The sequence below is a fragment of the Rhizobium sp. C104 genome (assembly GCF_022354505.1).
GTDB classification, from domain to species: domain Bacteria; phylum Pseudomonadota; class Alphaproteobacteria; order Rhizobiales; family Rhizobiaceae; genus Rhizobium; species Rhizobium redzepovicii.
This window is the reverse complement of sequence record NZ_CP092347.1, coordinates 64115-86377: the sequence shown is the minus strand read 5'-3', so window position 1 is coordinate 86377 and position 22263 is coordinate 64115. Positions and strand designations below refer to the sequence as shown.

Annotated in this window: 22 protein-coding genes and 2 pseudogenes; 2 read left to right on the top strand and 22 right to left on the bottom strand. The window is 58.1% G+C overall.

Annotation, left to right across the window (positions count from 1 at the left end):
* Nucleotides 1-38: 38 nt before the first annotated feature.
* The 16 genes and pseudogenes from MF410_RS00410 to MF410_RS00335 form a co-directional block, all read right to left on the bottom strand.
* Complete coding sequence (locus tag MF410_RS00410) at nucleotides 39-467, bottom strand: carboxymuconolactone decarboxylase family protein (protein ID WP_170961475.1); 429 nt, start codon at nucleotides 465-467, stop codon at nucleotides 39-41.
* A gap of 91 nt (nucleotides 468-558) precedes the next feature.
* Nucleotides 559-1446, bottom strand: a complete 888-nt coding sequence (locus MF410_RS00405; protein WP_064843728.1) for an NAD(P)-dependent oxidoreductase — start codon at nucleotides 1444-1446, stop codon at nucleotides 559-561.
* An 88-nt stretch (nucleotides 1447-1534) separates the two neighbouring features.
* Entirely contained in the window at nucleotides 1535-2218 is a 684-nt protein-coding gene (locus MF410_RS00400) for a GntR family transcriptional regulator (protein WP_040140051.1), read from the bottom strand.
* A 423-nt stretch (nucleotides 2219-2641) separates the two neighbouring features.
* The gene (locus MF410_RS00395; RefSeq protein ID WP_040140048.1) at nucleotides 2642-3559 is read right to left on the bottom strand and encodes a LysR substrate-binding domain-containing protein; all 918 of its coding nucleotides are present in this window, start codon (nucleotides 3557-3559) and stop codon (nucleotides 2642-2644) included.
* Between the two features lie 43 nt (nucleotides 3560-3602).
* A complete protein-coding gene (locus MF410_RS00390; protein ID WP_064843727.1) occupies nucleotides 3603-5219 on the bottom strand; it encodes a ribulokinase in 1617 nt (538 codons plus the stop codon).
* A gap of 7 nt (nucleotides 5220-5226) precedes the next feature.
* Nucleotides 5227-5934 carry an L-ribulose-5-phosphate 4-epimerase AraD gene (gene araD, locus MF410_RS00385; RefSeq protein ID WP_064843725.1) on the bottom strand — a complete coding sequence of 236 codons (708 nt, stop codon included), beginning with the start codon at nucleotides 5932-5934 and terminating at the stop codon, nucleotides 5227-5229.
* 7 nt (nucleotides 5935-5941) lie between these two features.
* Nucleotides 5942-6067, bottom strand: a complete 126-nt coding sequence (locus MF410_RS36535; protein ID WP_275593009.1) for a hypothetical protein — start codon at nucleotides 6065-6067, stop codon at nucleotides 5942-5944.
* 11 nt (nucleotides 6068-6078) lie between these two features.
* Nucleotides 6079-6915 carry a ribose ABC transporter permease gene (gene rbsC, locus MF410_RS00380; protein ID WP_239619782.1) on the bottom strand — a complete coding sequence of 279 codons (837 nt, stop codon included), beginning with the start codon at nucleotides 6913-6915 and terminating at the stop codon, nucleotides 6079-6081.
* Nucleotides 6908-8443: a sugar ABC transporter ATP-binding protein gene (locus MF410_RS00375; protein ID WP_064843723.1), complete on the bottom strand. Its 1536-nt coding sequence runs from the start codon at nucleotides 8441-8443 to the stop codon at nucleotides 6908-6910. The genes rbsC and MF410_RS00375 overlap by 8 nt, the downstream gene beginning before the upstream one ends.
* 59 nt (nucleotides 8444-8502) lie before the next feature.
* Nucleotides 8503-9573 (bottom strand): sugar ABC transporter substrate-binding protein, encoded by a 1071-nt coding sequence (locus tag MF410_RS00370; RefSeq protein WP_004129729.1) that lies wholly within the window; start codon nucleotides 9571-9573, stop codon nucleotides 8503-8505.
* A 92-nt stretch (nucleotides 9574-9665) separates the two neighbouring features.
* Nucleotides 9666-10070 (bottom strand): cupin domain-containing protein, encoded by a 405-nt coding sequence (locus MF410_RS00365; protein ID WP_064843721.1) that lies wholly within the window; start codon nucleotides 10068-10070, stop codon nucleotides 9666-9668.
* Nucleotides 10070-10537 (bottom strand): cupin domain-containing protein, encoded by a 468-nt coding sequence (locus MF410_RS00360; protein ID WP_004129736.1) that lies wholly within the window; start codon nucleotides 10535-10537, stop codon nucleotides 10070-10072. The genes MF410_RS00365 and MF410_RS00360 overlap by 1 nt, the downstream gene beginning before the upstream one ends.
* 9 nt (nucleotides 10538-10546) lie before the next feature.
* The gene (locus MF410_RS00355; RefSeq protein ID WP_239619781.1) at nucleotides 10547-12049 is read right to left on the bottom strand and encodes an aminoacyl-histidine dipeptidase; all 1503 of its coding nucleotides are present in this window, start codon (nucleotides 12047-12049) and stop codon (nucleotides 10547-10549) included.
* A 315-nt stretch (nucleotides 12050-12364) separates the two neighbouring features.
* Nucleotides 12365-13269, bottom strand: a pseudogene (locus MF410_RS00350) (LysR family transcriptional regulator).
* A gap of 349 nt (nucleotides 13270-13618) precedes the next feature.
* A complete protein-coding gene (locus MF410_RS00340; RefSeq protein WP_064843717.1) occupies nucleotides 13619-14362 on the bottom strand; it encodes an SDR family oxidoreductase in 744 nt (247 codons plus the stop codon).
* A gap of 11 nt (nucleotides 14363-14373) precedes the next feature.
* On the bottom strand, nucleotides 14374-15156 hold the full coding sequence (locus MF410_RS00335) for an SDR family NAD(P)-dependent oxidoreductase (protein ID WP_028753504.1): 783 nt from the start codon (nucleotides 15154-15156) through the stop codon (nucleotides 14374-14376).
* A gap of 448 nt (nucleotides 15157-15604) precedes the next feature.
* Between MF410_RS00335 and MF410_RS00330 the strand changes: the two genes are divergently transcribed.
* Both MF410_RS00330 and MF410_RS00325 read left to right on the top strand, forming a co-directional pair.
* Entirely contained in the window at nucleotides 15605-16456 is an 852-nt protein-coding gene (locus tag MF410_RS00330; RefSeq protein ID WP_040140034.1) for an SDR family NAD(P)-dependent oxidoreductase, read from the top strand.
* A gap of 29 nt (nucleotides 16457-16485) precedes the next feature.
* The gene (locus tag MF410_RS00325) at nucleotides 16486-17187 is read left to right on the top strand and encodes a RibD family protein (protein ID WP_064843716.1); all 702 of its coding nucleotides are present in this window, start codon (nucleotides 16486-16488) and stop codon (nucleotides 17185-17187) included.
* 114 nt (nucleotides 17188-17301) lie between these two features.
* On the opposite strand, the gene MF410_RS00320 is transcribed toward MF410_RS00325, so the two are convergent.
* The 6 genes and pseudogenes from MF410_RS00320 to MF410_RS00300 form a co-directional block, all read right to left on the bottom strand.
* Nucleotides 17302-18075 (bottom strand): DeoR/GlpR family DNA-binding transcription regulator, encoded by a 774-nt coding sequence (locus MF410_RS00320; RefSeq protein ID WP_040140030.1) that lies wholly within the window; start codon nucleotides 18073-18075, stop codon nucleotides 17302-17304.
* Nucleotides 18076-18578: 503 nt separating this feature from the next.
* Entirely contained in the window at nucleotides 18579-18944 is a 366-nt protein-coding gene (locus tag MF410_RS36530) for a hypothetical protein (RefSeq protein WP_275593008.1), read from the bottom strand.
* Between the two features lie 145 nt (nucleotides 18945-19089).
* Nucleotides 19090-19353 (bottom strand): annotated as a pseudogene (locus MF410_RS36525) (MBL fold metallo-hydrolase); the annotation flags it as partial.
* Nucleotides 19354-19417: 64 nt separating this feature from the next.
* Nucleotides 19418-19921 carry a hypothetical protein gene (locus MF410_RS00310; protein ID WP_237359381.1) on the bottom strand — a complete coding sequence of 168 codons (504 nt, stop codon included), beginning with the start codon at nucleotides 19919-19921 and terminating at the stop codon, nucleotides 19418-19420.
* On the bottom strand, nucleotides 19918-20961 hold the full coding sequence (locus MF410_RS00305) for an aldo/keto reductase (protein ID WP_239619779.1): 1044 nt from the start codon (nucleotides 20959-20961) through the stop codon (nucleotides 19918-19920). The genes MF410_RS00310 and MF410_RS00305 overlap by 4 nt, the downstream gene beginning before the upstream one ends.
* A gap of 249 nt (nucleotides 20962-21210) precedes the next feature.
* Nucleotides 21211-22167: an L-threonylcarbamoyladenylate synthase gene (locus MF410_RS00300; protein ID WP_064843713.1), complete on the bottom strand. Its 957-nt coding sequence runs from the start codon at nucleotides 22165-22167 to the stop codon at nucleotides 21211-21213.
* Nucleotides 22168-22263 lie beyond the last annotated feature (96 nt).

Sequence of the window (22263 nt, the reverse complement as noted above, 5' to 3'; positions counted from 1 at the left end):
CCCTTCAAAATTTTCCGCCACGCCTAGCGGCGGCGGCTTCAGATGCCCATTTCGTTGAAGACCTCCTGGGCGTTTCGGAAGCTGTCGATGCCCGCCGGTACGCCGGCGTAGATCGCGACCTGCAGGAAAATCTCCTGGATTTCCTCCTTGCTAAGGCCGTTGTTGATCGCGCCGCGCACGTGGCCCTTGAGCTCATGCGGACGATTGAGAACAGAGATCATGCCAAGGTTCAGAATGGACCGCGCGCGCCTGTCGAGGCCTGGTCGATTCCAGATCTCGTTCCAGCAATACTCAGTGACGAGCTGCTGCATAGGCCAGGTGAAGTCGGTCGCCTTACCGAGTGCTGCGTCGACATAGGCATCGCCCATGACTTCACGACGCGTCGCCAGCCCTCGAGCGAACTGTTCCGAAGGGACAGGCCGCTCCTTGCCGTGTGTTTTCACTTTCGTTTCTTTCGTGGCGGTCATTCGACAACGCTCCTAGCTCTACTGTCTACGACAAGATAAACTGATTATCAGACAATCTGTCTGTTTCGCCCGAATTCGCGAGTTTCCGAGGCTAATTGTGATCTTCGACGTATCGGATGATGCGGGTGTGGTCCTCGGATGGGCCTAGCGCCTTCTGTGCAGCATCCCAGGCGTCTGCCGTGCTGGCGAGAGCATCGAGGCGAAGACCAAGCGTCTTGGCGAGATCGGCGGCGATGCGGATATCCTTGGCCATCAGGCCAATGGCAAATCCCGACCCGAACGTCTCAGAGAGGATGAACTGCTTCATCTTCACTTCGGTGGCGTTGTTCTTTCCAGACGACGAGTTGAGAATATCGACGATCGTCGCCGGCTCCAGGCCGAAGGCACGTCCAAGAAGGACACCCTCGATCGCCGCCAGCACACCTGCACCGGATACGAAGTTGTTAATCGCTTTCATCGCGTGACCCGAGCCAACTGGCCCCGTCCGGAACACCTGTTGTCCCACTGCCTTCAGCAGCGGCTCGGCCTCCTCGATATCAGCATCCTCCCCACCGGCCATGATTGTCAAGGTGCCAGAAACGGCGCGCTTGACGCCTCCGGAGACCGGGGCGTCAACCAGCCGAAGGCCACGAGAAGCAAGTTCGAGACCGAGCTCCCTTGTGTCGTTTGGAGCAGACGAACTCATGTCTATGACGACGGCATTCTGCTTCAGGCCGCCACAGGCGTTTTCGCCCAGCAGCGCCTCGCGCACGATCTTGCCGTTCGGAAGCATGGTGATCACGAAACTGGCCCCGACCATGGCGTCAGAAATCGTTTCGGCGGCTCGCCCGCCCGCATCAGCGAGCTTTGTCTTGGCGTCTTTCGAGAGGTCGAAACCGACGACATCGAAGCCCGCCGAAATGAGATGTTGAGCCATAGGTTGGCCCATCGCGCCCAGCCCTATAAAGGCCACGCGCGTTGCGTTGAGTGTCGATGACATTTTTTCCTCCGGACGCGTGCGAGCAATGAAACCCGCCTTCCTTCAGAGAGGATTAAAAAGATTATCAGACAATCTGTCAATCGAAATTTTAAGTTTCTAGCGCTGCGTTCTTCCGGAGGTATTCAAGTGCGACCTTGGCAGCCTGGTCGATATGGAATTTGCAGGCCGCCGCCGCCAACGGCCCGTTGCGATTCTGGATTGCGTTCGCAATATCCTTGATTTCGGCAATGCTGTGCGCAAGGCGTCCCGGTTGCGTCATGGTTGTCATTCGAAGGAGATTGATCCGATTGTGCAGAGCTGTCAGCATTTGCCTTACGAACACGTTTTTGCTGCCGTCCATCAAACAGTTGTAAAATGCGTTTTTCGCATCTATGAGGCGCGCACCGACGCCACTTTCGGCGGCGGCTTCGAATTCGACCACCGCGGCTAGAAGTGTCGCTATGTCGGCGGCAGTGCCATGCTCAGCGAACTGCTGGCCCGCGAATCCTTCAAGAAGAGCCCGAACGGTATAGAGTTGCTGCGCTTCCTCGTAGGTGATCGTACTGACGACCGGTCCCTTATGGGGATAGCTTGTGATAATGCCTTCAGCTTCGAGCTGTCGCATTGCCTCGCGAACCGAGGTCCTGCCGACGCCCAGCATTTCGCAAAGTTCTCGCTCTACCAGTCGCTGGCCGGGCTTAAATCGCCCACTGGCTATCGCCTGACGTAGAGTCTCCTCAACTTTTACGCGCAACGTCGCACTTTGTCTGGATATCTGTAGGTCTGTCTGCATCGCCCGCCAACACCTGTAATCGGCTCACGCCGCGCTAAATCATTCTCTACATATGGAGGCATTCGCTCTTAATATCAATCCAGATTGTCTGAGAGCTGCCAGTCTCAGTTGATCTCTTCGCGACAGCTTTGCCTGCTCGTCGTGTCTGACAGCCATAGACTTGCGGGCTCTTAAGTCGCGGATAGCGCCGCCCGGAGCGCGATCTGACACGGTCCTACAGCTATGGCCTTGAAGTTGTCAGCGCATAGACTGGTGAGAAGGACAGAAGACGGCGCATATCGCGCTCGGTGGCCGCTCCCCTCGCAATCGCAAAAACTTCAAAAAATCTCGAGGCATGGCTAAGAGAAGGTTGGGCATCACGCATATTGCTGTCTCAGCGTTTCAAAGAACGCCGGACGATCTTGCTGCCCGTCAGAGGTTCGATCAGCCTCGCGCCCGCATTTCAGCCGAGGCAGCGTCTTCAAGCCATACGTTTTCCAGCCATTGCTTGAACGCGTTGACCTTTTCTGATCTGAGCCGCGAGCGGACATATGTGAGCGTGTGGCAACGAAGGTTGGGGCCTGTCATCCCGAACGGAAGGACGAGGTTACCTCTTTCCACATCCCGTTCAAGAAGCCGGTAGCTCTCCAGGCACACGCCGCGTCCTTCGACAGCGGTCGCGATCGCCATAAACGCATCGCGAAATCGAGCGCCGCGATTGACGTCAATCGCCAAGCCGTGGTCCTTCGCCCATTGTTGCCAGCTGTAAAGCGTCTGCTCCGACTTGATTAAGGTGTGGCCCACCAGATCCGATGGCTTGCGTATGGGCCGCTCGCCATTCGCCACCTCGGGAGAGCAGGCTACGACGATTGTCTCAAGGGGGAACTCCTCCGCCGCGATAGAGCCCAGTCGAGGAGCGCTGCCGTAGCAGATATCGACATCGACCGAGCCATCGGACAATTTTGCAGGATCCGATGTCGACAGAAGCCTGATTTCGATCGAGGGATACAATTCTTCGAACCGAGGCAATCTTGGCATAAGCCATAGCGAAGCCAGACTTGAAGCACAGCCGACGCTCAGGACGTCGACGCTGTTGCGCCGGCACACCTCATCGGTCGCCTGCTCAATCATCGAAAGCGCTTCTGAAAGATCACGGTGGTATCGCTCGCCAATCTCGGTGAGCGACACGTTCCTTCCAATGCGGTGAAAGAGTTTTTCCCCAAGGTCGTCTTCCATCAGCCTGATTTGGTGGCTGATCGCCGACGGAGTAAGCTGCAGCTGGGCAGCAGCCTCGAGAAATGAACCCTTTCTGCCGGCTGCGACGAACGACTGTATTGCACGAATGGATGGAAGTGACGTCATCACGTTCTCGATCCATAGACATCTGATCTAAGAGCACAGCGGGTCATAGCAATGCTACCTTGCGCGCGGCACGGTGGCCAAACTCGGACCGAATACTCTCACCTGCAGCAATCCGCTTGATGTCTCCGAGAACTTGCGAGAAGTCTGCGAGGCTCGAGGTGCCAAAGCCCATATAGACCTGCTTGAACAGCTGATAGAGGGTCTCATAACGTCCGCGCGTGCTCGGATCAGGCTCAAACTTTCTGTAGCCCACGCACATGGCTGCCTGAGCGCTCTCGATTGATCCATGATCTTTGGCTGCAAGAGCGGCGAATATTCCCGAACCGAGACCGGTCGGAATACCGTCGGGGACCAATATCGGCTTGCCTATAACATTGGCGTAGATCTGGTTGAGGATGTCGTTCCTTTGCGGGATACCTCCCCCATTAATGACGCGGTTCACTGGAACGCCGTGCTGCTCCATCCGCTCCAGGACAACCCGTGTGTGGAAAGCCGTACCTTCAATCGCGGCATACAGTTCGTCCTGCGCTGTATGGCCGAGATGCCAGCCAAGCGTCATTCCACCAAGGTCGGAGCGGACGAGAACCGTCCGGTCCCCGTTGTCCCAGGGGAGACGCATCAGACCGGTCTTTCCGCCTTCGATGCTTTCCAGGCCTTCAGCGAGCCTGGACACCGTCGTGCCGGCACGTCGTGCTATTGCATCGAACAGGTCGCCTGTCGCAGACAGGCCTGCCTCAACTCCCACAAGGTCTGGATGTGCACTCCCTGGGACGACGCCGCAAACACCGGGGATTAGCTTCACACGTTCACTAACGGCAATGATACAGGTCGACGTACCGATCACATTGACGACGTCCCCCAGACGGCAGCCAGCGCCAATTGCATCCCAATGGGCATCAAACGCACCCGTGGGAACTGGTATCCCGGAGGTCAGGCCAAGTCGTTCGCCCCAGTATGTGCTGAGCCCACCTGCGATCGAAGCAGAGGTCTGATATGTTCCGCCAATCTTCTCGCGCACGCCGTCGAAAAGCGGATCGACGCGGGACAAGAAAGCCTGCGAGGGCAAGCCACCCCATTTCGGGTTCCACATCCACTTGTGTCCCATGGCGCAGACGCTGCGCACCATGCGAGCCGTGTCGGTCACTCCGGTGAGGACCGCGGCCGCCATGTCGCAATGTTCCACGGCGGTCCCAAAGCGCTCGCGCTGGTCGGGATTGTGGCGCATCCAGTGGAGAAGCTTGGCAAAGCCCCACTCGTGGGAATAGGTTCCGCCGCACCATTCAATTGCTTCAATGTGCATGTCGTGCGCCATCGCCGTTATCTCTTCGGCTTCCGCTTTGGCGCGGTGATCACACCAGAGGTAGTAGTCCCCCAAAGGCTGCATATTTTTGTCGACAGGCAACACCGAGGACCCCGTCGTGTCGACCGCAATCGCACGGATCTCCTTGGAATCTACGCCGCATTCGTCGATCACTCGATGCATCGCCAGCACAAGCGCTTCCATATGATCTACGTGGGACTGCGTTGCCAGGTCGGGATCGGAACGACGCCGCTCGAGAGGATATTCCGCGACGCAGGTTCCAAGGGAACCCTTCTTGGAATCAGCCAGCGTTACCCGCACGCTCAAAGTTCCGAAATCAACTCCTGCTACAATCGACATGATAATCCTACTTGGAACTGTCTGGCTGGCCGTAGGTCGCCGACTGGCCGTGCTTGCGTTGATAGTGGAGGTCCAGCAAAGCGTCGGAAATTTCTGGATCGTCCTGGTTCAGTTGCCGGGCGTGGAAGGCAATCTTGGCGACAGCCTCGAGCATCTCCGCGTTATGAACGGCGTCGGCTGCGTCCTTGCCCCAGCAGAAGGGACCGTGATCGTTAACCAGGGCTGCGGGGACGGAGAGCGGCGCATTATTTCCGAGTGCCTCGACGATGACCTTGCCCGTGTTGCGGACGTAACCGTCTATGATTTCGTCGTCGCGCAGCTTGCGAGTAACGGGGATCGTTCCGTTGAAATAGTCGGCATGGGTCGTTCCCATGGCAGGGATACCCCGGCCGGATTGGGCCCACACCGTCGCGAAGAACGAGTGCGTGTGGACCACGGCACCGATAGACTTGAAGCTTTTGTAGAGTTCCAGGTGCGTATCGAGATCAGACGATGGTCGCAGCGTGCCCTCTAGGATATTGCCATCGAGGTCGGTTACAACGATATCTGCGACCTGCATTGCCTTATAGGAAACGCCACTCGGTTTGATGGCGACAACACGCTTCTCGCGGTCGATAGCGCTGACGTTACCGAACGTCGAGATGACAAGGCCGCTATCGTAGAGCGCGGCATTTGCATCAAGAACGGACTTGCGGAGCTCGGAATATTTAATCATCGTCTCCTCAGGCCTTTTGGCGGCGACTGAAACGATCGGCTGCCACGGCGATCAGGATGATCGTGCCGATGACGACCTGGTGCCAGAAGGTGTTCACGTTGAGCAGGTTGAGCGCGTTGCGGACGACCGCCATCAAAACGGCACCTACGGCGGTTCCAAAAGAGTGGCGCGCCCGCCGGACAAACCCGTTCCGCCGATAACCACGGCAGCTATGACATCCAGCTCGTACCCCTGGCCGGCTTCAGGCATGGCGGCTTCAAGGCGCGAGGTGAGCAGAACGCCCGCGAAGGCCGACAGGACCCCGACCAGCACGTAAACGGCGATCTTGACCTTGTCCGTGGGGATGCCGACCAGCCGGGCAGCGTCCGGATTGCTGCCGATCGAGAGAACGAAACGGCCGAAACGCGTGTAATAGAGAAGGTAGAAGGCGATCGCGAAGACGATGGCGGTCAGAATGACCGGAACAGGAACACCGCCGGCATAGCTCTGGCCGATCATTCGGAAGGCGGGGTCGGAGGCTCCGACGATCGGAATACCCTGAGTGTAGACCATCACGATACCGCGGCTGATGACCATGATGGCCATTGTGGCGATAAAGTCCGTGATCCCGACCTTGGTGATCAGGATGCCGTTCACCAGTCCGATCACCGCACCGACCGCAATCCCCCCTGCGCATGCCAGAGGAACGGGATAGCCAAGCACAATCAGGTTTGCGGTCACAAGACCGCTCAGCGCAAGTGTCGAACCGACGGAGAGGTCGATGCCCCGCATCCCGATCACAAAGGTCGCTCCAAACGCGGTCACGGCAATGGGGACCGCCTGACGAAGAACGTCAGTCAAGTTGCCGAAGGTGAAAAACCGCGGAGCGGCAAAGCCGAGCGCCACCAGAAGAACGACGAAGGCCAGATAAACGCCGGCATTGCCGCCGCTGCGTGCGAGCGTAAGGGGCGAGCGCGGGCGTGTAGCTGCAATATCAGCCATGGATACCTCCCTGAAGATGATGGCCTTGCGGCGGCCTCACCGAATGAAGAGCGAGTGTTTCTTCCTTGGAGGTCGCCGCATCGACGACCGCCGAGATCCGTCCTTCGAACATGACCGCGACCCGGTGACACAGTCCAAGAAGTTCCGCGTTGTCGGCGGACACCACGATGACAGCACAGCCGTCCTTCGCAGCAGCCTGGATGAGGGTGTAGACCTCGGCCTTGGCACGCACGTCGACGCCACGCGTTGGCTCCTCAAGCATGAGCACCTTTGGCTGGGTGAGCAGCCAGCGAGCAAGCATGACTTTTTGCTGGTTACCGCCGCTCAGCGATGTGATGTCGGCACCGGGGCCGTCGCATTTCACGCCGAGCTTGGCGATGTAGCCGGAGGCAATCTCGCGCTCCTTTTTCGGCATCAACGTGATTTTGCCGAGCGTTCGAAGGTTGGCGATAGAGAGGTTCCAGGCGACATTGTGTTGTGGAAAAATCCCCTCGGTTTTACGTTCGGCGGGCAAGAAGGCGACGTGTTGACGAATAGCGTCCGTCGGGTCCGAAATCGCCGCTTGCTTTCCGTCGATCAGAATCGAGCCGGTCTCATGCGGGATCTGCCCGAAGATCGCCCGCAGGAGCGCGCTCTTGCCTGATCCTTCGAGACCCGTGACGCCGAGGATTTCACCCTGGGCTACCGAGAAGGTGATGTCTTCGAAGACACCCCTTTTCGTCAAACCGCGAACGTCCAACGAGGGTTCGGACCTTGCCGGGACGCGGGGAGGAAACTGTTTTGCGAGAGAGCCGCCGATCATCGCACTGACGACCTTGTCTACGTCGAGCTCCGATACGGGCAGGTCTGCGACCGCGCTGCCATCGCGCAAGACCATCACGCGGCTGACGATGCCGAGGAGTTCCTGGATCCGGTGAGACACATATATGAGAGCTTTACCGGCCTGCTGAAGCTTCTTGATGATGGCGAACAGCTGTTTGCGTTCGACCTCCTCGAGCGCTTCGGTCGGCTCGTCCATGATGATGATGTCGGCGTTGCTGCTAATGGCTTTGGCGATCTCGATCATCTGCCGATGCGAGAGGCTAAGCTCTCGAACTGGCCTGTCGAGAGGTACGTCGACGCCTAACTCGCCCTTCAGGATACGCGAGGCGGCTGCCCGCATGGCCGAATGGTCAAGCGGTGATGCACTTGCACGCCCGTGCCGCAGCTCCCTGCCCGCGAATATATTTTCGGCGGCGTCAAAGTCCGGAAACAGGCTCAGCTCCTGGTAGATGATCGCGATGCCGGCCCTGGACCCGTCTTTGGGATTGTTCAGATCGACCCCCTTACCTCTGACAGCAATGGTGCCTTCGTCGCGTGCATATGCACCAGAGAGGATTTTCATGAGCGTCGACTTGCCTGCGCCGTTCTCACCGACCAGGCCGAGAACCTCGCCGGGATTGAGTACGAGCTCGATGCCATCAAGCGCCTTCGTGTTGCCGAAGCGTTTGGCAATGCCTTTCATCTCGAGCAGCGGAGCGTTTGTCATTCAGGTCGCCCTTTTTGAGTGGGCGGCCCCGCGCGAGGCGGGGCCGCGTACTGTCACATCTACTTCTGCTGGACGTAGACGTAGTCGTTCTGATCGAAGGTCTTGATGTTCTTCGCATCGTAGGTTTTGGGCGCCACGAAGATCTTCTTCGGCAGGGCGGTGCCCTTCATCACGAACTCATCCACCGCTCGAATGATGTTGCGACCTTCTTCCTTGGCCCCGGTGTCGACCGTTGCTGCAAAGTCGCCGGTGAGGATCGCGTCGTTGGCTTCCTTCATATTTTCGTAGCCGACGATTGCCACCTTGCCGTTCAGCCCCTTAGCCTTGAGGGCCTGCAGACCGCCAAGGGCCATCTCGTCGTAGAGCGCGACGAGGACTTCGATATCGGGGTTGGCGGTGAACATGTTTTCAGTCACCGACAGGCCTTGGGCACGCACCCAGCCAGCCGGCTGCTGAGCGACGATTTTGAAGTTGGGGTGCTTCGAGATGACCTCATTGAAACCCTTCATGCGCTGGCTCGTATGCGGACCGGGCAGGCCCTCCAGGATCCCGAGCTTGACTTCCTTGTCGCCATAGGTGTCAACCAGCCATTGCGCCTGCGCACGACCACCGTCACTCTGGTCGTAGCCGATATCGCTGACATAATATGGGTTGTCGGCGACGGGTGAATTGAAGAGGAAGATCGGAATGCCCGCCTCGGTGGCGCGCCGGATGGAGGGCAGCAACGCGCCTTCGTTGTATAAGGCAACCGCGATCGCATCCACACCGTCGTTGATCCAGGCTTCCATGGTCCTGATCTGGTCGTCCGTGGCAGACTGGCTGCTCGGAGCTTGCACGAGAAGCTGGATAGTGCCGTCGCCACCGCGCTTATCGATTTCTTCTTTCACGCCAGCCAGAACACGCTGATAGTAGGTGTCCATCGCCGTCGGCAGGAAGCCGACCTTGAGCGGGCGGTTATCCTTCTTAGCGGGTTTGACTTCCTGGCCTGTGGGCTTGATGTCCTTGTCCATCAAGATGCCAGGAAACACCTTCGAATAATCCAACTGCTGTGCAAGCGCTGGGCTGAAGGAAAGCGAAGCGGTGAGCCCGAGAGCAGCACCGAAGATTAACGTCCGTCTGAAAATTGTCACATGATCCTCCCTGGTGGTGACAAGACAAAGTTTTCCCAACCGCGGAACGGGTCCGCGGCGAAGCTTGGCAATCTGAGATTCAAATCTTCGGCTTACAGTCCCGGTGCGATCGTGAAGACCATCCGGATCGGGTTGGAGCCGTAGTTTAGGCACTGGTAGCTGATGCCGCCGGGCAGGAAGAAAGACTCGCCGTCACGGATGTGAAAGGTTTCGTCGGTATCCGCCAAATAGAAGGTTGCGGGGCCTTGCAGAACGTAGAAGACTGCGTCCCCTCCATGGCTGTCGGGTTCGCTCGCGCGCGGTCCAACGCCACCCACAGGGATAGTCAGCTCTCCGACGTGCATGTAATCGTTGCTGACGCAGAACTGGACGAGAACGGGATGATCGCGGCCGGAGACGATGTTCAGACGATCGCTTTTTGCGACCTTCACCAGGTCGCCCCTCTTGCGCGCCTGAGCGCCGTCTACTGGATAGGCTCCGAGTTTCTCAAGGCTCATCACGCTCTCCCTTCGTGCTTATAGAGGCGCGTCGGCCCGTCATAGCCGGTCGGAGGGCCATTCTCGTCCCAGATACGCGGTGCGATGCAAAACAGGATAACTGCAGCCTTGTCGCTGAAGTTATAGCCGCGATGCGGAGCGCCCTTGGGGATAAGCACCGCGTCACCGGGTCCGAGTTCCTCTGTCTGCCCGGTTTCGGGGTTTAGGAGATGCACAACACCTTCGAGGACATAGTACACCTCGTCACCCGCGTGAATGTCGGCCGGGTCGAAGTTGCTTCCCGGCGCGAGCTGATAGATGCCAGTGGTCTGCTGGTCCGTGCTGGCGAGCAGGTAGTTGAGGTCGCTCGAGTACGGCTTCGTCCCCGTATAGATGAACATCTTGTAGCTATCGCGCGTCAGATGGACCGGCTTCTTTTCGCTGGGCGGATGTGGGAAATTGCCGAAGTAGCTTGGCAGTTTTGGCATTTTAGTACCTTAGGTCCGGAGTTCGCGGAGCAGCGACTTGAGAAGCCGCCAGGTCGGATCGACTGTCGTGTGGTTGAGGCGCTCGCGCGTGGTGTGGACGTCGAACGCTTCCGGTCCGATCGACAGCATGTCAATGTCAGGAACCTTCTTTCGAAAAAGGCCGAGCTCGAGACTGGAGTGAGAGACTTCCACATGTGGCTGCTCGCCGAACTCGCGCTCGTAAGCGGCTTTGGCGGCGTTGAGCATTCGCGAATGAGGATTGTATGGCCATTCCGGGCAATCCGCGAATGTCTCCACGCTCGCGCCGTTGCCGATGAGTTCTGACAGCTGCCGGATTTTGTCGACGATGTTGTAGCGACGGGAGCTGACGGCGCTTGGGACCGTATTGACGATTTCGATGGCCTCTTTATCGCTTGAAAGCAACGCCACGGTGTTGGAGTTCTCGACGAGGCCCTCGACTTGAAGGCTCTTGCTCTGGACGCCGTTGGGAAGCAGGTTCAGGGCATCGACCAGCGCCCGGGCGGACTGAGCCGAGAAGACTTCAGTAATCTGCCTCCCTGACTCGCTGACTGTGACCTTGAGGTTGGGATCGCTTGCTTTGTACTCAAGCGCAATCGAAGCCGCTTCCGCTTCAATTCTCTGTCTGAGATCGACAATCCGCGAGGCATCGATCGAAATGATCGCCTCCGCCTCACCCGGGATAACGTAACGGTTCACGCCACCCTTGACTTCGGCTACGCTGGCCCCAGCATCCCGGATGGCAATCCGGAGCAGCCGTCCGAGCTGGACGATCGCGTTAGCGCGTTCAAGATGGATGTCGAATTCGGAATGACCGCTGCTCAGGCCGGAGATCCGCAGCGAAAGGGCGGCCTGCCCCGAAACGCGCGGTTCCCACTGAACCGGAATCTTGAAGCGCACTGAAATATCGCCAGCGCAGCCTGCGAAAAGCGACTTGGGATCGTGCCAGTTCATGTCGAGAAGGCGCTTACCGCTAAGCTTTGTGCCGTCGAAGTGTTGTGCGCCGCCCTTGCCGACTTCTTCTTGAACCGTCAGGATGACTTCAAGCGGCGGATGCGAGATATCGTCGGATGCCAGCAACGACATTGCGAAAGCCACACCAACGGTGTTGTCCGCCCCAAGGGTTGTCCCCGTCCCATGGATGAAATCGCCGATAACCTGAAGTTTGATGCCTTCGTTCTCAAAGTCGTGGTCAACACCCTCGTCGCTCTCGCAGACGATGTCGGTATGCCCATGAAGAATGACGGTCGGCGAGTTTTCGTAGCCGGGTGTGCCCGGCTTCTTGATGAGGAGATTGTAGATCTCGTCCTGGTAAACCTCGAAGCCGCGTGCCCGGGCAAAATCGGCGATGTGATCGCTGACCTGCTTTTCGTTGTAAGAACCGCGCGGGATCGCACTCAGCTCTTCGAAAAAGCCAAAGAAGATCGCCGGTTCGAGACCAGCAAGAATAGAATTGTCGCGTTTATCTACAGTTTTTCCAGCGGGGAAACTCATTCGGCCCTCCTCCTAATACGGCATCTGCGCAATACTTCTTCCCTCGCCGAACATAGTCCGGCGACCTCGTAAACCGTATTGCATCTCATCTTACGCGCTAAGGCGATCCAGGTTCAGATGCCCTCCACGCATCGAACCATCTCTGCTTTCAGCTCCTATTTCAAACGCAATATTTCATAAAATAGATGAGCTTTTTTCATCTGAATTCGTTATAGTATAAGCTAACGCATCCATTGAAGCGCAGGCCGAAACCTCTACGAGTTTCGGATACCATGTAGGCATCTGCGTAATTTGGAGCTGGCTCGCGAGGTCGCTTCAATCGTCCGGAAGCGGCGCCTTAAGGTGGTCGAGAAACGTCCGGAGCGCGGACGGCACCTGTCGGTGCGAAACGTAGTATGCATGAAAACCCGGCCCAGTAGACGACCAGTCCGGCAGCACCACTTCGAGCAGACCAGCCGCCAGTTTGTCCTCGACGCGTGCGCGCAGGCAGTAAAAGAGACCGCCCCCCTCCTGCGCCATGCGGATGGACAGTTCTGAATCCCCGAGCGTGAGCAGTCCAGGGACGTCTAGGGTAACCATGCGGTCTCCGTCGCCAAGTTCCCATTTGCAGACGTGGTCTGTACCGGTTCGGATCCGGATGCACTCGTGCGTCAAGAGATCTTCCGGCCGCTCCGGCCGCCCTCGTTCGTTGAGATAGGTTGGAGAGCCGACGACGATCCATTCAAGTTCGGCAGTCAGACGCGACGCGATCATCCCCTCGGGAACTGTTCCTCCATAGCGGATGCCCGCGTCGAAACCCTCGGCGACCATATCGATAAAGCGATCCTCGACGCTGACTTCGATCTCGACATCTGGGTAGTTGCTGCGAAAACTGTGCAGTCGAGGAGCGATCAACAGCTCGGCGGCGTCACGCAGCGTGGTCACTCTCACCCTGCCCGTAGGACCGCTCCTGAAACTGTCCAGGAGATCCATCGCAGCCTGGATGCCGAGGAAACGGGGCTCTAGTTCGGCAAGCAGTACTTCGCCGGCGGCGGTGAGACTGATGCTCCTGCTTGTCCGATGAAACAGACGGACGCCGAGACGGGCCTCCAAACCCCTGATCGAGTGGCTGAGAGCGGAGCCGGAAACGCCGCGAAGCGCGGCCGCCTTTCGGAACCCCCCGCCCTCGCGATCGCGACGAAAGTTTCAAGGTCGGCCAGATCGGCCCGCGTGGATACCATGAGTTATGGATACTCCCACTTCGACTGAATAAGATCGCCCTGGCCGACGCCGACCTTGCTTCAGACGGCTGGTATCTTCAATCCTTATTCATCTAACCTGGCTTTGGTATGTGATGACCACGGAAGCAGTCAAAAATTTGACATTAGTTGATCCATGTCGGATCCGGGGAGCTACGACGGGAGATGGGCCGGGTCGCTGAATAATAGCACCTCCGGGATTAATCGTCATGCAATGAAGATCATCTTGTCCACAGCCACGAGAGACGGCACCGGTTGGAACGGATACCACCTCCGCGCGGGCGGCCTGACGGTCCCGGAGGTTCAAGTTCTGAGCTTTCGAAAACGCCGGCTACCAGTCCTGCCGGGTTGGATGGACGACAATGTCGTTGATCGTGATCTCCGGGGGCTGATCTAGGGCATAGACCACGGCTTCAGCCACCGACGACGGCGGAATACCTTGCTTGTTGAGCTCTCCGGCGATCTTTCTGCCCGTCTCGTCATGAACCTTGTCGGCCCAGCCGGTATCGATCACGCCAGGGCTGATCATAGACACCTGGATCCCACTTCCCACGCCCACCTCCTTTCTGAGGCTTTCGGTGATACCGCGTATAAAGAACTTCGTGGCTCCATAAACGCCTGCCGCCTCGCCGACATGAACGCCGGCGATAGAGCTCATATTCAGGATGCGGCCGGACCGGCGCTCCAACATCGACGGCAGCACGGCGGCAATCGCATGTAGATAGCCACGCAGGTTGGTATCGATCATCTTGTTCCAATCGCCGACCGCGGCATCCTTCCAATAGGAAAAGAGCATGAGGCCCGCATTGTTGACCAATATATCGACCGGGCCGTACGTCGTCGTGGCGAACGGGACGAGGGCCTTGGTACTCTCAAAATCCGTGGCATCGGCAACCTTGTAGCTGGCAATACCTCCGGAACCGGCGATGTCTTCGACAATCTGACTGAGGCGTTCCTCATTGCGGCCGGCAAGGACGACGCGCGCACCTTTTTCCGCCAATCCTTTGGCGGTCGCTGCTCCAATGCCCGAGGAAGCTCCCGTGACGATTGCGACCTTGTCTTTCAGATGTGCCATGATGTGCTCCTTCACTGCGGTTGGGTCAGTTCGGCTTGCCGGGCGGCTTTAACAGGCTCCGGGGTCGTCCGGTTTTCCAACACCTGCCGCTTGGTTTTCTGGTCTCCGCCGACGACATGGTCGATGTCGTTCATGAGGGCCTCGAAGCCCTGCTTGGCGACGAGCGTCTTGTCGTTTTTCTGCTGGCCACCGAGCTTAGTATCGCCCATCCCAGCGTTCGCGTGGAAGTCGCTGTTGGTGGCGCCCGGAAGGAGTGCCGTCACCGTGACCCCGGTCGAGCGCAACTCCTCGCGCAGAGATTCCGCGAACATGTAACCGAATGCCTTCGACGGGCCGTAGACGGTTTCGTATGGCGTGGGCAGGGTCGCCGAAACCGAGGAGGTGATGAGGATCCTGCCGCGGCCGTTCTTGACCATATGTTGGACGACGCGTTTGGCCATATGGACGGTCCCAGTGACATTGATTGCAAGCAGGCGAAACTCATCCTCGAGATCGTTATCGACGAAGGCGCCGCCGATACCGATACCCACGTTCAGAGCCGCGGCTTCCAGTGGGCGCCCCAGCCCCTGCGTGAAGGTCCAGAACCCCTCAACGCCATCGTATGTCGAGGCATCCGCTTTGAACGGATACGCTTCGGCGTCAAGGCTTCGTAGCGCATCGGCGGCCTCGTTTACCTTGTCGCTTGAGCCTGAAATAGCGACGTCAAATCCATTCTTGGCGAATTGTTTGGCAAGCTCGAAGCCTATTCCAGATGAGCCGCCCGTGACCATTGCGAGTGGTTTATTACCAGTCATGATTTCACTCCTTTGGTTTTATCAGCACCTCGATCGCCTCGAGGCGCTGGTGACCTAATGCCCGTGGAGCCGGTTGGTTACATGAGCAAAATCGATCGGGGCGGTGAGCAAAAATCAACCACCGATCTGGCAGACACCAGAAGTGAGGGACCTTTTGGTCGCGTCCGCAGCCAAATTGACGAGGCATTCCCGACGTCACGAAGGCACCCAAGAGTGAACACGGCTCATCGGTGCGTGCGATCCAGCTCACTTCAAGTGGTCGGCGGAGTGCCCTATGTTGTTAGGGAGGTTGAGCTGTCGTTCGCAGCCAGCAGATATGGTCCGAGCACACAAGCGCCCGCGTAGCGCTGACGCACTTCTTGCGATGGTGCCGTCGGCCGAGAAAATCCACGCGACGGCGTGTCCGGCCCACCTTCCAGCGGTGACGGCCAATGACGGGAAGACAATGATGAGCGAGAGAATGAACAGCATCGTTGCTCCTGGCCGCGTTGCGGTCATCACGGGAGCTGCGAAGGGCATCGGCTTGGCGATCGCGAGGGCTCTCGCGGCCCGCGGCATGAAGCTCGCATTGCTGGATCTCGACGCCGACGCACTTGAGGATGTTGCCTCGGCACTCGATACGGACATCCTGATCGTGAGCGGCGACGTATCAGATCTGTCGGCACTAACTAGGTTGCGGGACAAAACGATTTCGCGGTTTGCTGACGTCGCCGTCCTTGTCAACAACGCGGGCATTACGCAAGGAGCCGGCCCCTGGGATGATCCTGCAAAGTGGCGACGCCAAATCGATGTAAACTTCGGAGGTGTTTTAGCCGCACAACACGTCTTCGTGCCCCACATGATCAAGGCAGCCCGACCATCGGCGGTCGTCAACCTCGGCTCCAAGGAAGGAATTACAACTCCTCCGGGCAATGCCGCCTATTCGGTGGCAAAGGCAGCTGTCAAGGTCCTGACCGAACAGCTGTCGCACGCGCTTTTGAAGGAGACGGGAGGTCGTGTATCGGCTCATCTCCTCGTCCCTGGCTACACGTGGACGCCCATGAACATCGCACTCAAGCCGCATGGCGCTGCCAAGCCCGATGAGGCATGGACCGCTGAGCAGTTGGTGGAATACTTCCTGGCCCGTCTGCTCGAGGAGGACTTTTACATCATTTGTCCCGATAATGCGGTTACGTCGGAGATAGATGCCAGACGGATCCGCTGGGCGGCCGACGACATGATCCTGAACCGGCCGGCGCTTTCACGTTGGCACCCCGACTGGATGGATAAATTCGCAGCCTGGTTGAAGGCAGACCACTGACGGTGGAATGTTTGTAGAGGAGTAATCCAATGCCCAGACCCCATGTAATCTGTCACATGATGTCGCCACTGGACGGTCGATTGATCGTCAATGATTGGGCTGAGGCGACCGGCCATTCGGTGGAGGAACTCGTGAAGGTCTATGACGACCTGCATGAGAAGATTGGTGCCGACGCCTGGCTTTCGGGAAGAGCGACAGGCGAGGAATTCGCAGACGCCGTCGACCGTCCCTATGAAACAACCGGCACAGTACCGCGGCCGATCCATAACGCCAACCCGGATGCCAACGAGTTCGCTGTTATCGTTGATAAGGACGGTCGGCTACGCTGGGACAAGAACGACATTGAGGGTGCTCAACTTATCGTCCTGACAGGATCTGACGTGGATGATGCTTACCTGGCGGGCCTCACCCAGGCTGGCGTTTCCTATATCGTATCCGAGAAAGATGGCGTCGATCTGAAAAACGCGCTCGATGTTCTCGGCACCGAATTCGGTGTGAAGCGCTTGATGCTGGAAGGCGGGGCGCAAACCAATGGCCATTTCTTGAATGAGGGTCTTGTTGACGAGGTCAGCCTAGTCATCTTCCCTGCGATCGGAGGCAAGTCGGATACACCGGCCATATTTGAGGGCGGCGAGGATGGGCTTGCCGGCGGGGCGAGGCTCACGTTTATGAGCGCCGAAGCCGCTGGCCTCGGCTCCGTCCATCTGAGATATCGCGTTGAACGTCCATAGGAGAAGCCCACAGGAGAAGATTGTGGAAGGGCTCCCCCCATCAAGGGCCGAACTTGAGATTCGGGGACGGGTGCCGCCTTGCGCGGCATCTACCCGAAGGATCGTTGGCCATATTCACTTCCTCTCCTGCGATGCCACTCTAAGCTGCACATTGGATCCTTCCAAAGCCGCGCGGACGTCGATTGTCGGTTCCTGGTCGGTGATGATAACTTCGAACTCGTCAATGGTGGCCAGGACATGAAGAGCAGTATGATTGAAGCGCTTATGGTTTAAGAGCAAGCAGCGACGCGCGGCGCTTGCAATCATCGCTCGCTTCGAGCGGACAACGTCATCATCCATATGGTAGACGCGCAATCCAGAAACTGCCGGCGTTGAGATAAAGGCGATGTCGGCGCTGAGACGCGACAATGCCTGTTCGGCGACGACGCCGAAAAAACCATTGAACTTCATCGAATAGCGTCCACCGACCGCAATCAGGTTGATCCCTGATTCCGTCTTGAGCCGATCGATGACCGCCGCATTGTTGGTGATCACCGTCAGCGGTCTCCTCTGTGGCAGCAATTCCCCGAGCACCGACGCCATAGATCCGTCGTTGACCATCACCGTCATGCCGGGCTCGACGAGTTCAAGGGCGGCCTCTGCCATCCGGCGCTTGGCCTCGCCCTCCTGCTGCTGGCGAAACCGGAAATCGCTTTCGAAATGGCCTCCTGCCTCGATCGTTGCCCCGCCGCGGACCTTGCGAAGCATCCCTGCCTGCTCAAGATCATCCAGATCCCGGTGGATGGTCATCTTGGATACAGCGAACCGATCGGATAGGTCGTCCAGATCCACTACCCTCTGCGCGACCAACAGGTCCATAATGGCCTGCCTCCGATCATCTCTCTTCATATTCTAGTCCTCCGGCGCACTAATCCGATCCTTTAACATCAAGATCCGACGCTACAAATCACATGCAAACATCATTTTTCGTTAGTTTGTGTTGCTCTATTCGACAACGCCCCTGACGCTGCTGGCATGATGGGACACGTGAAGACGCATGATGGTGCGATTGCACCACTCCATGCATGGCCGAAGGCGCTCATTTTCTAACGAAACAAGGATGGTTTGGAGGTTCAAGCGCAAATGTCGTCGCCATGGAGAATGGTCCCGCGCGTCAGCCGCGCACGGAAGATGGAGGCCTTGTCCTCCAGGGTGAACATCGCGGACTACCGGGCCGTCATCAAAGCGGGCGCGAATATAGGGCTTCTTCACCGGGCAGATCACCGTAGCGGGCAAGGTGTTTGGAAAAGGCCGGAGTCACTGTGAACTGACACCCGGCCTTTTCTCTGCTTATCGCCTTGGGAGGACGATTGTGAACGATGCAGCTTGGCGTTCGCGCTGCTTCAAATCGATCAAACTCTTGATACGTCTCCGTCGGCCACACAAATCTCGACGAGCATGAGCTGGCGAGCCGTCAGACGCGACGGATAGATTTTTGACAGCTGCTCCTCGTGCATGGGAACAATTCGTCGTTCGTCCATACCAACGATTTTGAGCATCTCCTCGGCGGACTCGATCAGACGTGTCTGGCTGCCATTGGCAAGGCCCGGCGGCACAAAGCAGGGATCGGTGGCGTCCTCACCCGTGAGGTTGCTGTAGGTGTAGATGACGTCGCCGGACAGGATAAACTTGCCGTCTCCACCGCCGGTCTCCACCACCACATATTGCGATCCTGCGGTATGGGTGTCGAATGCCGGATAGACGTGAACGCCTGGCACCAGGTTTTCCCGCTCTCCCTCCACCAAGCTCCAGGCGGCCTTCGATATTTGCCTGGGTCAGATAGAGGATATCCGCCGGATTCAGTCCGGCCTGCAATGAACGGAAGCGCCGACCCTTTGCCAGAATCCACATCCAGGATTCCAATTCTTTCTTCTGAATGAAAATCTTAGCATTTGGGAAGAACTTTAGGCCGCCAATGTGATCGAAGTGCGCGTGCGTGAGGATGACATGCGTGACGTCCTGGGGCCTGATCCCGCATTCCCCGAGAACGATTTCCGGAGGCGTCCAACCGGTAACGCCAATCGAATTGGCGATCTGGCCTCCGAAATCGGCGGCGTCGTGACCGGCATCAACCAGAACGACTGCATCTCCTGTCTTGATGAGAATGTATGCGAACGGCAGGTTCATCGTGCCCTGATTATGGGCGCCGTAAAAAACCCCGCTGACCGGGTGCACCGGGCTTCGAGAGTATTCAAGCACCCAGATCGAATGCGTTCCCATGGTCTTCCTCCCCATGTCCAAGGGACCCTCCACAGCATGCTGTCGTGTCGAAGGTCGACGTGCCTAAGATGGCGGCCGATCGTTTCAGCTGGATCGCCGCATTTGAAAGCAGCCCCAGCAGGGATGCATCTGAAACCAGGACACCGCGCTGCAGGTGCTCCTCCGCCTCGACAAGCAGGCCATCTGCCCGTCCAAGATGGTAGACTGCGTGGCCCTGTCCTGCGAGAAAGCGCGAGCCCGCAAGCGAGGAACGGACGGATCGCTTTATCTCTGTGGCGCGATCGGCGAGTTCTCCAATCAAGAGGCGCATGCTCTTCTCCCTCAATGCCATATGCATGAAGGAGTAGATCGCGAGAAGCTCGCCATAAGTCCTGACGAGCGCCTCGAGGCATGCGCGCGCCTCCGGCGATGGAACCGAACCCACGAGCGCTTCGCAGCGGAAGCCGCCGAAAACGGTGCCTCCGCGGGCCATCATCGTACAGCCGTCGGCAGCGGAGCGTTTGACGGAAGAAGGCTCGCTTCAGTCAAAGCGTCCCAAAATGCAGGGGGTATTGTCTCGTTGATCGCCTTGACGTTCTGCTCGACTTCCAATGCGCTCTTTGCACCCATGACCAGCGTGGCCACTGCCGGATGCGCATAAACGAATTGCATCGCCGCTGCAGGCAAGCTCACCGCAAATCTCGAGCAAATGCTCTCGATGGCCTTGACCTTTTCGACGACGGCCGCAGGAACCTTGCCGTAATCGTAAGTGGCCGCGGGACCGCCGACGCCTGTCGCCAGAATTCCGGAATTGAAGATCCCGCCGGCGATCACGGAGACGTTCCGCTGGAGCAACTCGTCGAACGCGGCCTCAAGCGGGGCATGATTCAAAAGGGTGTAGCGGCCGGCGATCAACGAGCAGTCGATCGGAAATTCACGAGCGACACCGACCACGGAGTTGGTTTCGTTGACCCCCAAGCCGATGGCTGAGACGGCTCCGCTGGAGCGAAGCTCGTCCAGTGCCTTATAACCGGAGGCCCGCAGCTGATTCCAATAGAACTCGCTTTGGTCGCCGTGCCATGCCCGACCAACGTCATGCACGAGAAGAACGTCGATATAGTCCAATCCGAGGCGCTGCTGGCTGTCTTCGAATGCGCGCATCACGCCATCATAGGTGTAATCGTAGGTATCGAGAAACGGAAGCGGGTCGATCCACTCGATGCCGTAGACGGTTTCAAGCTTCTTTGTCCTGCTGGCGGGCTTCAATACACGACCAACCTTGGTGCTCACCACCACGTTTTCGCGCAGCTTGTTCGCCCTGAGGGCATGGCCAAGATAATGCTCCGATTTCCCAAAGCCATACATTGGCGCGCAATCGAAGTAGCGGATTCCGACCGCGTAGCCAGCGAGGATCGTCGCTTCGAATTCGCCGTAGGAGACATCGGCGTTGAAGCCAGAGAGCGGCACCGTGCCTAGCCCCAGCGAAGTTACCCGCACTTTGCTTTTTCCGAGCGGTCTAGTTTCAAGTTCGGTCATGTGATCATCCCTAGATGTCGGTAGGAGGCGTCGAAGCGATGTAGCTTCCGCCATGCCGTCATTGTTTGATTAAAGCCCGTGCCCCAATGCGTGCCAGGTCGCGCCGGCGTCTGCCGCCAACCTCACCAGAAGGACCTCCGTGGCCTGACTCCTCAATCAGCAAGGTGTAAGGTATAAGGTCATACCTATAGAGGCAAGCGTTTTTTGCATGCCGCCATCCGCATTTGGCGAATCGCTTAAAAATGCCGCCTACGCGCAACGGGGCGCGGCAGCTCGTCTCAGCCGATCGTTGATTGCCCTGCCAAGGCCAATCAGAGGCACAGGGGCGAATGCAATCACGTCACCCGCGCCGGCCAAGGCGTCGGCTTCACTCATGGCGGTGTAGAGGTTGCGGGCAGCTTCCTGAAGGTCACCGGAAGAAGACAGCGTCATTTGACAGCCCTCGCACCCCGGTCCGAAACCGACCCAGACCATATTGGCGGCAGGACGGTCGACATTCATCTGAACGGCGGCTTCCGGAGCATAATGGCTCTTTAGCTGGCCTGGTGCCGAGACCTTTTGGGGGCCAGTGTCCTCGTCAATCGGGCCGAGTAACGCTTCCAGTGCCTCCCGCGGAACTGACCCGTGGCGTAGAATGATCGGAGATCCGACCAAAGACAGAATAGTCGATTCCAGGCCGTGATCACATATGTCTTCTTCCACGATTCCCGAAATCCGTCCGTCCAACTGGCGGACAACTTCCACGAAGCGGGTCGAGGTGACCTTCCCGGAACGATTGGCTGAAGGCGCTGCCACCGGAAATCCGACGGCCCGGATCAGCCGTTGGGCGACACTCGACGAGGGAAATCGGATTGCGACATTTTTCATGCCCGCGGTAACTGCGGTTGCGAGCCCCGCGTCTTCCCGCTTTGGCAGGAGCAATGTCAGAGGTCCCGGCCAAAAGCTGGCAGCAGCCAACTCTGCCTCCGGATTGAAATGTGCCATCCTGCGCGCCATTTCCACGTCCGAAACGTGGATAATCAGGGGATTATGCCGCGGGCGTCCTTTGGCTTCATAGATGCGCTCGATCCCGGCGGGGCTGCTGGCGTCCGCGCCGAGCCCGTAAACCGTCTCCGTCGGAAACGCGACAACTTCGCCATTTCGCATGAGCCGGGCGGCAGCTTCAATCGCGCTGTCGCTGACGTCAAAATGACGGGTGGTGGTCATCTTTTTCCTCGCGCTGGTTCTGGAAGGGAGCAGAGATCGATAGACCAAAGCCATTGGCTCAGGAGGCCCGGTTCGGCGTGCCTCCTGACAGCCTCA

Bases quoted from the DNA above. Each gene is read 5' to 3' on its own strand.
- MF410_RS00410 (WP_170961475.1), bottom strand. From the start codon at position 467: ATGACCGCCACGAAAGAAACGAAAGTGAAAACACACGGCAAGGAGCGG.
- MF410_RS00405 (WP_064843728.1), bottom strand. From the start codon at position 1,446: ATGTCATCGACACTCAACGCAACGCGCGTGGCCTTTATAGGGCTGGGC.
- MF410_RS00400 (WP_040140051.1), bottom strand. From the start codon at position 2,218: ATGCAGACAGACCTACAGATATCCAGACAAAGTGCGACGTTGCGCGTA.
- MF410_RS00395 (WP_040140048.1), bottom strand. From the start codon at position 3,559: ATGACGTCACTTCCATCCATTCGTGCAATACAGTCGTTCGTCGCAGCC.
- MF410_RS00390 (WP_064843727.1), bottom strand. From the start codon at position 5,219: ATGTCGATTGTAGCAGGAGTTGATTTCGGAACTTTGAGCGTGCGGGTA.
- araD (WP_064843725.1), bottom strand. From the start codon at position 5,934: ATGATTAAATATTCCGAGCTCCGCAAGTCCGTTCTTGATGCAAATGCC.
- MF410_RS36535 (WP_275593009.1), bottom strand. From the start codon at position 6,067: ATGGCGGTCGTCCGCAACGCGCTCAACCTGCTCAACGTGAACACCTTC.
- rbsC (WP_239619782.1), bottom strand. From the start codon at position 6,915: ATGGCTGATATTGCAGCTACACGCCCGCGCTCGCCCCTTACGCTCGCA.
- MF410_RS00375 (WP_064843723.1), bottom strand. From the start codon at position 8,443: ATGACAAACGCTCCGCTGCTCGAGATGAAAGGCATTGCCAAACGCTTC.
- MF410_RS00365 (WP_064843721.1), bottom strand. From the start codon at position 10,070: ATGAGCCTTGAGAAACTCGGAGCCTATCCAGTAGACGGCGCTCAGGCG.
- MF410_RS00360 (WP_004129736.1), bottom strand. From the start codon at position 10,537: ATGCCAAAACTGCCAAGCTACTTCGGCAATTTCCCACATCCGCCCAGC.
- MF410_RS00355 (WP_239619781.1), bottom strand. From the start codon at position 12,049: ATGAGTTTCCCCGCTGGAAAAACTGTAGATAAACGCGACAATTCTATT.
- MF410_RS00340 (WP_064843717.1), bottom strand. From the start codon at position 14,362: ATGGCACATCTGAAAGACAAGGTCGCAATCGTCACGGGAGCTTCCTCG.
- MF410_RS00335 (WP_028753504.1), bottom strand. From the start codon at position 15,156: ATGACTGGTAATAAACCACTCGCAATGGTCACGGGCGGCTCATCTGGA.
- MF410_RS00330 (WP_040140034.1), top strand. From the start codon at position 15,605: ATGAGCGAGAGAATGAACAGCATCGTTGCTCCTGGCCGCGTTGCGGTC.
- MF410_RS00325 (WP_064843716.1), top strand. From the start codon at position 16,486: ATGCCCAGACCCCATGTAATCTGTCACATGATGTCGCCACTGGACGGT.
- MF410_RS00320 (WP_040140030.1), bottom strand. From the start codon at position 18,075: ATGAAGAGAGATGATCGGAGGCAGGCCATTATGGACCTGTTGGTCGCG.
- MF410_RS00310 (WP_237359381.1), bottom strand. From the start codon at position 19,921: ATGATGGCCCGCGGAGGCACCGTTTTCGGCGGCTTCCGCTGCGAAGCG.
- MF410_RS00305 (WP_239619779.1), bottom strand. From the start codon at position 20,961: ATGACCGAACTTGAAACTAGACCGCTCGGAAAAAGCAAAGTGCGGGTA.
- MF410_RS00300 (WP_064843713.1), bottom strand. From the start codon at position 22,167: ATGACCACCACCCGTCATTTTGACGTCAGCGACAGCGCGATTGAAGCT.